Origin of the sequence: Aestuariivivens insulae (assembly GCF_022662195.1) — a bacterium.
Taxonomy (GTDB): domain Bacteria; phylum Bacteroidota; class Bacteroidia; order Flavobacteriales; family Flavobacteriaceae; genus Aestuariivivens; species Aestuariivivens insulae.
The window spans coordinates 14,755-28,260 of the sequence record NZ_JAKMCS010000021.1; the positions used below are offsets into that span (position 1 = coordinate 14,755).

Sequence of the window (13,506 nt, forward strand, 5' to 3'; positions counted from 1 at the left end):
AGACATGAAAACTTATACATATACAGAAAAGAAAGATACAAGAAGTGGATTTGGTGCTGGTTTAGCTGAATTGGGAAGAACCAATCCTAATGTTGTAGCATTATGTGCCGATTTAGTTGGCTCATTAAAAATGGACGAATTCATTAAAGAAAATCCTGAGCGTTTTTTCCAAATAGGTATTGCCGAAGCCAATATGATGGGGATCGCAGCCGGTTTAACCATTGGTGGTAAAATTCCGTTTACTGGAACCTTTGCTAACTTTTCTACAGGGCGTGTTTACGATCAAATTCGTCAATCTATTGCCTATTCTGGAAAGAATGTAAAAATATGTGCATCCCATGCTGGCGTAACACTTGGTGAAGATGGGGCTACCCATCAAATTCTTGAAGACATAGGCCTTATGAAAATGCTACCTGGTATGGTGGTTATCAACCCATGCGATTACAACCAAACTAAAGCAGCTACTATAGCTATTGCAGATTACCAAGGCCCTGTTTATTTACGTTTTGGTAGACCATCTGTGCCTATTTTTACTCCTGCAGACCAGAAATTTGAAATTGGAAAGGCCATTCAATTAACCGAAGGTAACGACGTTACTATTGTAGCTACAGGTCACTTGGTATGGGAAGCCTTAGAAGCTTCAAAAGTATTATTTGAAAAAGGCATCTCTGCCGAAGTTATCAATATTCACACCATTAAACCTTTAGACGAAGAAGCTATTCTTAAATCGGTATCTAAAACAGGTTGTATTGTTACTTGTGAAGAACATAACTACTTAGGTGGATTAGGTGAAAGCGTCTCTAGAACGCTTGCGTTAAACAACCCAACACCCCAAGAGTTTGTAGCTACCAATGATACCTTTGGTGAATCGGGAACACCAGCCCAACTTATGAAAAAATACGGACTGGATAGCAATGCCATTGTAGCAAAAGCGGAAGCTGTGCTACAAAGAAAAAGCATTAATGTATAAACATTATTATACGACCAAAAAAACGCTGCCAAGGAAAATAAAATAGCTTTGGCAGCGTTTTTGATTATACACAACCCTAAATCTAAAATACTTATTCATTATGAAAAAATTATTTTTATTACCGTTACTAGCCATACTACTTACAACAACCATTAATGCCCAATCGTCTACTGGCTTTGGTTTTAAAGGCGGTTTAAACTACAATGCCAACGGCAAAAAGTATTTCGAATCCATAAAGGAGAATGCTAAAAACCCGGACAGAAATGTTGGCTACCACTTAGGTATTTTTGGAAAAATTGGAAATCAGATTTACTTTAAGCCAGAACTTGTCTATACCAGTACTAAAAGTGATTATGATAACGACTCCTTTAAAATGGAAAAGCTCGATGCACCATTATTAGTGGGCGTTAAAGTTTTGGGGCCACTTAGTGTTTTTGGAGGCCCTGCATTTCAGTATATTTTGGATACCGAATACGATGGCATTTCAATTAATGACATAGAAAACGATTTCACTATTGGATTGAATTTTGGTATTGGGCTTAACATAAAACGATTGGGTATAGACCTACGTTACGAAAGAGGTTTTAGTAAAAATGAAGCGACTTTTATTGAAACCCAAGGCGGCATTACACCAAGCAGGTTAGATACGCGACCAGACCAACTTATTTTAAGTTTCTCGTTTATTCTATAAACAAACAAAAAATAAAAACAATTTTTAAAGACCTGACAGATACCGAAAATCCGTCAGGTCTTTTTTATTGTCTTAAATCCTAATGACCTGTAGCTTCTCCAGCCCCACTTGGAATCCTAATCTTTTCAACAATATCCTGTACTTCCTCGGGAGGAGGTGAAGTAAACTTCATTATGGTAATAGACACTACAAAGTTAAGTAGCATGGCTACTGTACCAAAGCCTTCTGGCGATATACCAAACCACCATTCGCTCTTATCTGGTAGGGTCTCATCAAACCACCCTAACTTGTACTTTATCATATACAACAGCATGGACACAATACCTACTACCATACCAGCAATAGCACCTTCTTTATTCATACGTTTATAAAAAATCCCAAGGATAATAGCTGGAAAGAACGATGCCGCCGCCAAACCAAAAGCCAAGGCTACCACCGCTGCTACAAATCCTGGTGGATTGATTCCAAAATAGCCAGCTACACAAACTGCACCAACAGCCGATAACCTGGCTGCTACTAATTCACCTTTATCAGAAATTTTAGGATTAATAATTTTTTTAATTAAATCATGAGATACCGATGCCGATATCACCAATAACAAACCGGCTGCTGTTGATAATGCCGCTGCCAAGCCTCCTGCAGCCACTAAAGCAATAACCCAATTGGGCAGTCTAGCAATTTCAGGATTGGCCAGTACCATAATATCTCTATCTACTACCAATTCATTTTTATTATTATCGGCCAAATACTGGATATTTCCATCATTGTTCTTATCGGTAAACGTTATTAAGCCTGTAGTTTCCCACTTTGTAAACCAATCTGGAACATTAGCGTAAGGCTTATCAGATACGGTTTCAATCAAATTGGTTCTTGCAAATACAGCTACTGCAGGTGCTGTAGTATATAATATTGCAATGAGCAACAATGCTATTCCTGCCGACTTCCGGGCATCCCGGACCCGTTTCACAGTAAAAAACCGGACAATAACATGGGGTAATCCTGCGGTACCGACCATTAGTGCCAAGGTTATGGCAAAAACATCTATCATGGATTTGGAGCCTTCGGTATATTCGGCAAAACCTAACTGCGTACTCAACCCGTCCAGTTTATCCAAAAGATAGGTTCCAGAGCCATCCGCCAATTGACTACCAAAGCCTAATTGGGGAATTGGATTTCCCGTCATTTGTATGGAAATAAAGATAGCAGGTACCATAAAGGCAAAAATGAGCACACAATATTGGGCAACCTGTGTATAAGTAATGCCTTTCATACCTCCTAAAACCGCATAAAACAACACAATAATCATCCCTATAATAACTCCTGTATTGATATCGACTTCAAGAAACCTTGAAAATACAATACCTACACCCCGCATTTGTCCCGCCACATAAGTAAACGACACCAATAGTGCACAAAACACAGCGACTAACCGTGCCGTTTTAGAATAATAACGGTCCCCTATAAAATCGGGTACGGTAAACTTACCAAACTTTCTCAAGTAAGGCGCCAACAGTAATGCCAGCAACACGTAGCCACCGGTCCACCCCATAAGGTAAACGGCACCATCGTAACCGGCAAACGAGATAATCCCAGCCATGGAAATAAATGAAGCGGCACTCATCCAATCGGCCGCTGTTGCCATGCCATTGGCCAAAGGAGAAACACCGCCTCCAGCGACATAAAAATCCTTAGTTGAACTGGCTCTGGACCAAATAGCAATTCCGATGTATATCGCAAAGGTTAACCCTACCATAATATAGGTCCACTTTTGAACCCCTATGCCTTCCAATACGATCATGCTACTCATCATATCCATATTTTTTATCGAGTTTATTCATTAAGCGAACATATATAAATATGAGTATAACAAACACATACATCGAACCTTGTTGGGCAAACCAGAAGCCTAACTTAAAGCCTGCAATTTTTATTTGATTGAGTTCATCTTTAAATAGGATTCCCGCGCCATAGGATACCAGGAACCATATCGCCAAAAGAATTAAAACATACCTGATGTTTTCTTTCCAATAGGCTTGTGCATTACTTTTTGTCATATAATTAAGGTTTGGTTTATTCTGGTTTAGTGTTATATCTCTTTACATTTTAAATCCTTACTTAAGGTTTTGAAAATAGACTTTAATTTCTTTCACTACTCGTGGCGCCATGATTAATGTTGCCGTCATGGTTGGTATGGCCATAAGGGCAAAAACTCCGTCTATTAAGTTTATCATCATACTTAATGTTGTTGTAGCACCCAAAATAATGCTTACAATATAAACATAATTGTAATAGTGGCTTTTATGGCTTCCAAAAAGGAAACTCATACATTTGGTACCGTAATACGAATAGGAAAATAAGGATGAAATACTAAAGACCGCGATACATAACAATAGTATATAATTCCCAAAAGTAGGCATGGCATTAGCAAAGGCCGAAGCGGTTAAACTCACTCCATTGGCATCGGTAGTTTGCCAAACTCCTGTTACTAAAATAGCCAGCGCCGTTAGTGTACAAACTACTAAGGTATCTATTGCCGGTCCCAACATGGCCACCAAGCCTTCACGAATGGGCTCGTTGGTTTTTGCAGCGCCGTGTGCCATAGGTGCTGTTCCTATTCCTGCTTCGTTGGAAAATGCGCCACGACGGATGCCCAATAGAATCAACCCACCTAACATACCTCCTAAAAAGGTATCACCAGTAAAATGCCTTGCTGAAAAGGCATCGGTAAATATCATAAGGATATATTTGGGAACCGCTTCAAAATTGATCATCAAAATAATTAGTACCGAAACAAAATACAACAGTACCATAGCCGGCACCAACCGCGAAGCCGTTTTACTTATCCGCTTTAATCCACCTAGAATAACCACCGATGTGATAGCGACCAAAACCAATCCAACCACGAAATTAGAGAACAGTCCTACCTCAACACCATTAGGCTTTAATAAAATATCGTTAATAGCCTGTGTTAATTGATTCACATTAAATACAGGCAACGCCCCTACCATACCACAAATACTGAACATTACGGCTAATGGTTTCCAAACCTTTCCCAAGCCTTCAACTATAAAATACATGGGGCCGCCCTGTAAATCTCCAGCACTGTCCTTACCTCGATACATGATAGCCAGTGCCGAAGTAAAAAATTTGGTGGACATCCCAATAATGGCACTTACCCACATCCAAAATATGGCTCCCGGCCCTCCAATTGAAATGGCTACTGCAACTCCAGCAATATTACCCATACCCACCGTAGCGGATAACGCAGTTGTTAAAGCCTGGAAATGACTTATTTGCCCAGAATCGTTAGGATTATCATATTTCCCACGTACTACCTGAATGGCATGACCCAAATATCTAAAGGGTAAAAATTTTGATAGAATTAATAAGTAAAGCCCCCCGCCTATTAAAAGTACCAGCAAAGGTAAGCCCCACACAAATGATGAAAAATCACTTAGGAATTGCTCCATAAAATTGTATTGATCTGAAATAAGCCATGCCAATTGCATCTGACCATAAAAGAACAAATAAATATTAACAGATGAAAATATTTTATTAATATATCATTTTAGCTGAGTATATTTACCCTACCCAAACCAATTATTTTGCAAACCATTAGGCTGTACTTTATTGATGCCGTTAGGGCATTTGCCATTTTAATGATGCTGCAAGGGCATTTTATAGATACTCTAATCGACCCTATTTACAGAGACCCCTCCAATACCATTTATTCTATTTGGGTATATTTTCGGGGCATTACCGCCCCCACTTTTTTTACCATTTCGGGGTTGGTCTTTATGTACCTATTACTTAGGGCTTACGATAAAGGGGATGACAAACCAAGAATTAAAAAAGGGGTATTAAGGGGGCTGTTGTTAATTGGTATTGGTTACAGTCTTCGTATCAATATTATAGGTTGGTTTTCTGGCCATTTTAACTATCACTTTTTAGCTGTAGATGTTTTGCAATGCATTGGCTTATCACTAATTCTATTAGTGGGATTGCATATTTTGTTAAAAAAAAACACTTATGTCTTATCAACTGTTTTAGCCATAACAGGTACGGCCTGTTTTCTAACCGAACCGCTTTACAGGGAATTATCATTACCCACTCTTCCTCTTTTTTTAGAAAACTATATTAGCAAGCACAACGGTTCTGTGTTTACCATATTACCCTGGTTTGGCTATACTGCCTATGGCGCTTGGCTGGCCACGATATTTTTTAGGCATGTGAACAAACCTAAATTTAAGCTCATTACCATTATCTCTTTTTTGGGTATTGGTTTACTCCTTATAAATTATTCTTCATGGTTTTTAATCAAGTTATACCACATTACCGATTTCGAATTATTAAATGCTTCGGCCAACTACAATTATTTGTTTACCCGTTTTGGTAATGTTTTGGTGATCTTTGCACTATTCTACACTTTTGAGCGTTTTTTAAAACAGTCATTGATTACCAAAATTGGACAAAAAACATTGTCCATCTATGTTATTCATTTCATTATACTTTATGGCAGCTATACAGGTTATGGTTTAAAACGTTATTTTTATAAATCGTTAACTCCTGGCGAAGCTCTAATTGGGGCGATTGTTTTTATGGCAATAGTATGTTGCATTGCATTTCACTATGCTAAAACCAACGCCTTCATATATGGTGTCTTTAGAAGGGTTATAGACAAGATAAAACATTAACTATGGCTTACGATGAATTTTTAGCAGACCGTATTAGACAACAATTAAATGACAAGCATATTGTTTTTACTGAATTAAAAATGATGGGCGGCCTATGTTTTAAAGTGGATGATAAAATGTTATGTGGTATTCATATTGATAAAACATATGGCGACAGCCTACTGATGGCACGTATAGGAAATACCGTTTATGAAGACGAATTGAACAAGCCTGAATGTCTCCCCATGGACTTTACCGGTCGTCCCATGCGCGGGTATATTTTTGTAACACCCGAAGGTTTTGATACCGATAATGATTTAAGTTATTGGTTAGACCTATGCATTACATTTAACCCATTGGCCAAAGCCAGTAAACCAAAAAATCAAAAATAAAAACACCATGGCATATTCAAGAATAAAATTTTTATTACTGTGCGTTACCATAATCTCATTTTTTGCTTGTACCCCCCCCCCTCAAGAACCTTCCTTTGCGGTTATGGCCTATTATGTCCCTTCCAACGATTATCCCCCTGAAGCTATTCCTTTTGAAAAATTAACCTATATTATTTTTTCATTTACACAGGTTATAGACCATAAAATGCAGTTTAAAAATGAACGCTATTCTGAAGATCTGAAAAAACTTGTAGCCTATAAAAAACAACATCCTCATTTAAAAGTTATGATTGCCTGTGGTGGTTGGGGCGGTAGTGGTGGTTTTTCGGATATGGCCAACGACCCCGCTTTAAGACAAGGGTTTGTGAAAAGTGCTATTGAATTCATTACTACATATAATTTAGATGGTATAGATATAGATTGGGAATATCCAGGAATGGAAGGGGCTGGTAATACACATAGGCCAACAGATAAAGAAAACTTCACCGCTTTAATGAAAGAACTCCGTGAGGCTTTGGACAAGACCAACACCCATATGTCCCTAACCTTTGCGGCTGCAGCTTGGAATAGGTATTTTGAGCATATTGAAACCCTTGAAGTTATGAAATATGCCAACTACATGAACCTCATGACTTACGATTATGCCACAGGAGGTTCGCCCATTACGAACCACCATACCAATTTAAGTCCTTACCAAACCAATAACCCAAAAGTTAATAACCGCTCTGCCAAAGCTATTGTGGACTATTGCGAATCCCTTGGTGTCAAACCAGAACAACTGATTATAGGAGCCGCTTTTTACGGTCGCGGATGGAAAGGAGTACCACCTGAGAACAACGGATTGTTTCAATCCAACACTGGCGTTTGGGAAGGCTGGGCCAATTACAGGGGCATTAAAGCTAACCAAGAAAACATGAATGGCTTCGTTAAATACTGGGACTCAACCGCGCAAGCACCTTACCTATATAATGCCAAAGACAGCATTTTTATTTCATATGATGATGCCACCTCTGTGCGTTTAAAGACAAAATATGCTAAAGAGAAACAACTAGGTGGCATCATGTTTTGGCAATTGACTTCAGACGATAAAAAAGATGGACTCTTGGATGCTATTTATGGTGAAGTGATCAATAGCTTGTAACATTTCTGAATATCCGTAATCCGTCATAAAAACGATCTCAATGACAGGTCGAGTGCAGTCGAAACCTAATTTTTAAGTGCACGTAGTCTCTCCATCCAAATTTGGCAGGCACTTTAAAAGTCGATGAACAAAAAAAATTCTGACTTCTTAGCTGAAGTCAGAATAGGGCATGCTTGTAAACTATTAATCGATTCTGACATGGATATTTCTGAAATATCATTTTTATCCGGTTAGTTACCAGAACACACCTCAGTTTAATCTCCAGTTTAAAAAACTAATGAAAGTTACGTCTAATGCTTACAGGAAAAAAAATCTCTCTTAAAAGGTCTCCATTAACGTGAATATTGGATAAAATACTCTCCTCAGTAAGCATACCAAAAACTGTGGTTTAATGTATTAAAAACCTATCTGTCGACCGGCAGGCACACTAAAAGTACTTCGCGATACATACCGACAGTTAACGTCGGTACCACTTAAAGTGACATGCTTCTCGATACAAAATTCTTGCATAATTTTACTCGAAGCTACAAACTTACTCTTAAACATTATTTATGTTTTATTAATTACAGTATTATTATTTTTAGCGTCCACATTCCTTATTTGGTGTTGCCCTCACGTAACTCCAATTTACCACCGTTTACAATATCTTTAAATTTAATCTGAAAGCCGTTTAGTTCCTTTCCGTTTAGTTTTGCCGATTGATATAAATATTTTCATTAGAATTATTTTTAGCCTCAATGACAAAAATCTTTCCTTCATAAAAATCATTATCCAGATGAATTGTTATTTTTTCGAATAAAGGGCTACTGATATCCACTAAAGGTTCGGCCTCACCACCGCCATTCATTTCAAAAAGCCCCATCGAACTCATTATAAACCAGGCTCCCATTTGGCCTTCGTCTTCATCGCCTTTCCCAACCATGATATGGTGTAGAACCGTAATACTGTTTTTTTTAGTAATTATTTTATCATATAATTTAAAGTTAATTAAACATTTGTTAGAATGTATAAGTATTACAAAAATGTACAATACAACAAAATTTGATCGTATGTAGAATATTATTTTTTAATGTTCATATGTATATATACATCTAATATAAAATATAAGGAAAGTAAGTTTAAATAAAAAAGTTTGCATATCATTCTAGTAAAAAATTAATCTAAAATTTGTATTAAACACAAAACATACATTTTGGATGAATGCTATTATTTGCTCCAATTTTTATTCGGGTTGGCATCCATCCATAATTCCAACTGTCCTCCTTTTGAAAATTCGGTATGTTCAAACCAATACTGGTTTAACGCCTTTCCGTTTAACTGGGCTTTTTGGATATACATATTTTCCTTGGAATTATTATACGCTTTAATTACAAACCGGTTCCCTTGGTAATAATCGGGATTTAATTTAATTGTTATCTCATCAAAAACCGGACTTGTTATTTCATATACGGGTTGTAATGCTGTGTTCCCCTTCAAACTAAAGAGCCCTAAAGACATTAAAGCACTTACGCCTCCCATTTGTCCTTGATCTTCATCATGTCCCCCATAGCCTTTATCTGGCGTTATGGCCCCGTAGGCCTGCTCATTAACTTTACGCACCCAATATTGTGTTAACCATGGCTTTCCGGCATGATTAAACACATGAGCATTGCTACACCCCGGTTGGTTAGCATAACTAACATAACCATTACTATAGGCAAAAACAAAATCGGTGGGAGCCGCTTGTTCAAATGCATAATTTAACTTATTACAAAGTGTTTCGTTACCTCCCATAAGCTTTGCTAACCCTGAAATGTCATGGGACACCGACCAAGTCGCCTGCCAGGCATTGGCTTCAACCCAACCCTGCCCGCTTAACGGATTGGTATGTAACCATTCTCCTTTTTTGTCTTTTGGGAAAATCAGTTGATGTTGTTTATTAAATAATGTCTTCCACCCCTCTGATCGTTTTAGAAAATAGGCGGCATCTTTCTGCTTTTTTAATCCTAAAGCCATTTGTGCCAGTGACCAATCCTGAAAGGCTGCTTCCAAAGTCCTACCTGCATTATTAACAAAATAGCCTTTTTCAATATAATCGTTATCTGCCCCTAACATCCCTTCCGGTATATGGTTTTGCTTCATGACTTTAAAGGCGTGTTTATGGTCTACCTTGGTTAGCAAACCTCTGGTATAAGCAGACACAATTAAAGGCGTAGCGGGACAACCTGTCATAATATAGGAATAGCCTCCTACATTAGGTCCTCTTGGCAAAAGTTTGCCATTATCGGCGTATTGAACCAAGGAGGCAGAGAAATCGTCCAGTACCTCAGGCCATGCTAATCCCCATAAAATATTTAAGTTCCATTGGGTTAACCAAAAGGCATCCGAATTGTACATATGAAACTTGGGGTTTCCGTCGCTTTTTTTAGGTAAGGTTCTTACTTTTAGTTTGGCATCAAGGGTATGTGATCCTTTCCTGTGTCCTTCGGTATAATCTGGATAATCCCCACTATAATCATCAATTTTATGCCGTCCTAAAAGCACGTGCCACAAATCGGTATAAAATTTAATTTTTTGAGCATTGGAGCCTCCTTTCACATCAATTTTACCCAACCAATCGTTCCATTCCTCTTTGGCTTCTTTTCTTACCTGATCAAAATCCCAATAGTTACATTCCTGTTCTAAATTGTTCCTGGCATTTTCGATTGAGGTATATGAGACGGCCATCTTCACCTTGAGTTCGCTTCCTTCCTTAACATTGTAAACCGCACTTACTCCAGAGGTTGGTGCATCGTAATAGGTCCACCCTTTTGGTCTTCTCGGTATTCTTTTGGAACTTCCAACAACATGTTCTATATTTTCATATTTTTCTGTATCCGCCCAACCGTTCATTTTTTCGAAAGGTTTATCAAACTGAATCACAAAAAACAAGGTAACATTATCGGGGCCTCCCCATAACCTGCCCATGGTGTTTACAGAACCATGTATTTCGGTGTCACTAATCTTCGTTACTTTAGCATCAGTCATCGTACTGGTACCAATATACCCACCAAGATTTATCAAGATGTTCGATACTGCATCTTTAGCATACTTGAAACGGTACAAACTTACACGATCGGTCGTGGTTTGCTCTACCCATATATTATAATCTTCCAAGAAGACTTTATGGTATCCGGGCTGAACAATTTCATCGTCATGTGAAAAGCGCGATTTCCAGTTTTGTTCTCCCAATGACGGATCAACTTCACCCGTGGTAGGCATAAGATCTAACCCCGATAACATCCAACCATGTACTTGAGGGAACCCTAAAATTTCAGTTGTATTATAGTTATAGCCACCCCCCATTTGGTTTTTATTTCTGGTCATTGGTGCAGCACTTATCATCCCGAACGGACGGCTGCCCGTAACAAAATAAAAATAGCGTCCCCTTGTGGTTTCGATATAGGGGTCTACCCATGATACGTAATCTTCATAATCGGCTGGTGCAGGAAATACTTCAATTTCCGACAATCCCAAATAATCACCATTGCCATCGGTTACCTGAAACTTAATCCATTCTACTTTCTTATCAGGAAAAACAACTGTTTTCGGACTTCCATCATTAGGAATGGCCGTAACGCTTATTTGGGTGCCATCACTAAAATATAATGTCCCTCCGGCCGTGTGCGAATGTAAAGTAGTTCGATCGTAAAACACAACTTTATTGATGGTTTGCGGGCTATCCCAGTCGAGTTGCATCCATGGATAGTTTACTCCTCCCCAGAAATTCATTTTGCTGTCCGAGGCCCATTCACCCAAAATAGCATAACGTACCACACCATCATTTACCTGGCTAATATCAAGTCCTGAATTTAAACTGGCACTTGCAGTGGCTTTTGCCTTATTGGCAATATTTCCTGGACCTGCATGTAACAGATTAATAAAAGTTATTGTTGCTATTATAGTTAACACCAATTTAAATTGGTTTATAAAATATTTACCCTCTTTTTTTAAGTACTTTGTTCTCATCTAATTATTCTCAATATTTTTTAATTATTATTAAACAATAACATCCAGTAAACAGATGACTACCACTTCATTTTAACCAACTATTTTCAATCAATGATAAATTAACATATAGAAGTTTTAAGTTTAACATAAAATCAAGACCAAATTCTCGTTTTTCAAAGTTAATATCTTGTACTTCTTACTATCTTATCTATTACTACCTTATAAATTGATGAACTCACTTTCTCCAACTTTTTTCAATCTCTTCCAATGTTCTTCCCTTTGTTTCTGGAATCATTTTAAAGGTAAAAATCAATAAAATTAAAGTGTTCACCATAAACACCCAAAACGTAAATGCTCCTCCTAGGTCTTTTAACATTATGGGTGTAAACTGTGTTATGGCCACAACTCCCAGCCAAAGCACAAGCGTAGCGAAAGACATTGCCAAACCTCTTGTCTTGGTGGGAAAAATTTCTGAAATAATGACCCAAGGAATAGGCCCCAGCGATGATGAAAAACTGGCCACAAAACCTAAAATAAAAATTAAGGTCCATATACTTGACGTTTGCCCCGTGTAGAAGATAATCCCAACGCCAAACAAGCACACAACCATTCCAGATAAACCCCAAAGCAATAAGGTCTTTCTCCCTGCCCGGTCTATGAAACCAATTGCCACAAAAGTAAAAATGGTATTTATGGCTCCTATAATAACCGTTTGAAATAAGGCGGAATCAGTACTGAATCCCATGTTTTTAAAAATTTCGGGAGCATAATAAATAATGGCATTAATCCCTGTAATTTGTGAAAAAAGCGCCAGTACCATACCCACAATCAATGCTGGTCTAAGGTTTTTAGAAAATAGCTCTTTTAATGTGCCTTTTTCTTCTTTAAGCGCCTCTTTAATCTCATTTAAAACTTTACCTCCTTGGCTACTGCCATTTACTCTGTTAAGTATTTTGGAGGCTTCATCTGTTTTATTTTTTGAGGCCAACCAACGTGGGCTTTCTGGAACAATTAACAACATAACAAAGAATAATGCTGCCGGTATAATTTCTGAACCTAACATATAACGCCATCCTTTTTCAATATTCCAAGTTTCAGTTCCATAATTTGCTATTTTTAAATTAATAAAATATACAATGTTAATCCCCAATACAATAGCCAATTGGTAGAGGGTAACTAACATGCCCCTCTTATTAGCCGGGGCTATTTCAGAGATATATAAAGGTGAAAGCATAGAAGCCGCTCCTACACCTACTCCGCCAATAAACCTGGCCATAACAAACTGTGAAAGTGTATTAGGAACTGCAGACCCTATTGCAGAAATTGAAAAAAGAACGGCTGTCATAAAAAGTACTTTTCTTCGTCCGTACTTATCGCTAAAATAACCAGCTAACATAGCTCCAAACACACAACCCCAAATAGCACTTGATGCTGCCCACCCCGTCATGGCCGCAGAGAGTTCAAACTTAGTTTGCAAAAAGCCTATGGCCCCTGCAATAACGGCTGTATCGTAACCAAACAATAAGCCTCCCAATGAGGCAGTAATGGTAACTAAATACACATAAGACATATTGGTTTTTTGAATGGATTTGTTCATAGCACAACAATGTTAATTAATGATTATCAATGTTTTATATTTTATTAAAGGGTAAAGGAAAAACGATTTCATT

At 37.9% G+C, this 13,506-nt stretch carries 11 protein-coding genes; 5 read left to right on the plus strand and 6 right to left on the minus strand.

Translation table 11 applies throughout. The annotated features are described in order from the left end of the window. Positions 1-4: 4 nt before the first annotated feature. Positions 5-970 (plus strand): transketolase family protein, encoded by a 966-nt coding sequence (locus MR062_RS16705; protein ID WP_242206383.1) that lies wholly within the window; start codon positions 5-7, stop codon positions 968-970. A gap of 100 nt (positions 971-1,070) precedes the next feature. Beyond that, the gene (locus tag MR062_RS16710; protein ID WP_242206385.1) at positions 1,071-1,661 is read left to right on the plus strand and encodes an outer membrane beta-barrel protein; all 591 of its coding nucleotides are present in this window, start codon (positions 1,071-1,073) and stop codon (positions 1,659-1,661) included. A 79-nt stretch (positions 1,662-1,740) separates the two neighbouring features. On the opposite strand, the gene MR062_RS16715 is transcribed toward MR062_RS16710, so the two are convergent. Genes MR062_RS16715 through MR062_RS16725 form a run of 3 tightly spaced genes read right to left on the minus strand, consistent with a single transcriptional unit; the run spans position 1,741 to position 5,131 of the window. Continuing rightward, positions 1,741-3,441: a sodium:solute symporter family protein gene (locus tag MR062_RS16715; RefSeq protein WP_242206446.1), complete on the minus strand. Its 1,701-nt coding sequence runs from the start codon at positions 3,439-3,441 to the stop codon at positions 1,741-1,743. Between the two features lie 19 nt (positions 3,442-3,460). Then, the gene (locus tag MR062_RS16720) at positions 3,461-3,715 is read right to left on the minus strand and encodes a DUF4212 domain-containing protein (protein WP_242206386.1); all 255 of its coding nucleotides are present in this window, start codon (positions 3,713-3,715) and stop codon (positions 3,461-3,463) included. A gap of 57 nt (positions 3,716-3,772) precedes the next feature. Further along, on the minus strand, positions 3,773-5,131 hold the full coding sequence (locus MR062_RS16725) for an alanine/glycine:cation symporter family protein (protein ID WP_242206389.1): 1,359 nt from the start codon (positions 5,129-5,131) through the stop codon (positions 3,773-3,775). A gap of 135 nt (positions 5,132-5,266) precedes the next feature. Between MR062_RS16725 and MR062_RS16730 the strand changes: the two genes are divergently transcribed. From MR062_RS16730 to MR062_RS16740, 3 genes are read left to right on the plus strand one after another with little or no spacing between them, the layout of a single operon-like run. After that, on the plus strand, positions 5,267-6,355 hold the full coding sequence (locus MR062_RS16730) for a heparan-alpha-glucosaminide N-acetyltransferase domain-containing protein (protein ID WP_242206391.1): 1,089 nt from the start codon (positions 5,267-5,269) through the stop codon (positions 6,353-6,355). Positions 6,356-6,357: 2 nt separating this feature from the next. Next, positions 6,358-6,726 carry a TfoX/Sxy family protein gene (locus tag MR062_RS16735; protein ID WP_242206393.1) on the plus strand — a complete coding sequence of 123 codons (369 nt, stop codon included), beginning with the start codon at positions 6,358-6,360 and terminating at the stop codon, positions 6,724-6,726. Between the two features lie 7 nt (positions 6,727-6,733). Further along, the gene (locus tag MR062_RS16740) at positions 6,734-7,867 is read left to right on the plus strand and encodes a glycoside hydrolase family 18 protein (RefSeq protein WP_242206395.1); all 1,134 of its coding nucleotides are present in this window, start codon (positions 6,734-6,736) and stop codon (positions 7,865-7,867) included. A gap of 685 nt (positions 7,868-8,552) precedes the next feature. On the opposite strand, the gene MR062_RS16745 is transcribed toward MR062_RS16740, so the two are convergent. The 3 genes from MR062_RS16745 to MR062_RS16755 form a co-directional block, all read right to left on the minus strand. Further along, on the minus strand, positions 8,553-8,789 hold the full coding sequence (locus MR062_RS16745; protein ID WP_242206397.1) for a glycoside hydrolase domain-containing protein: 237 nt from the start codon (positions 8,787-8,789) through the stop codon (positions 8,553-8,555). A gap of 284 nt (positions 8,790-9,073) precedes the next feature. Next, complete coding sequence (locus MR062_RS16750; protein WP_242206398.1) at positions 9,074-11,854, minus strand: GH92 family glycosyl hydrolase; 2,781 nt, start codon at positions 11,852-11,854, stop codon at positions 9,074-9,076. Positions 11,855-12,071: 217 nt separating this feature from the next. Continuing rightward, on the minus strand, positions 12,072-13,433 hold the full coding sequence (locus tag MR062_RS16755; RefSeq protein WP_242206400.1) for a sugar porter family MFS transporter: 1,362 nt from the start codon (positions 13,431-13,433) through the stop codon (positions 12,072-12,074). Between the last annotated feature and the right edge of the window lie 73 nt (positions 13,434-13,506).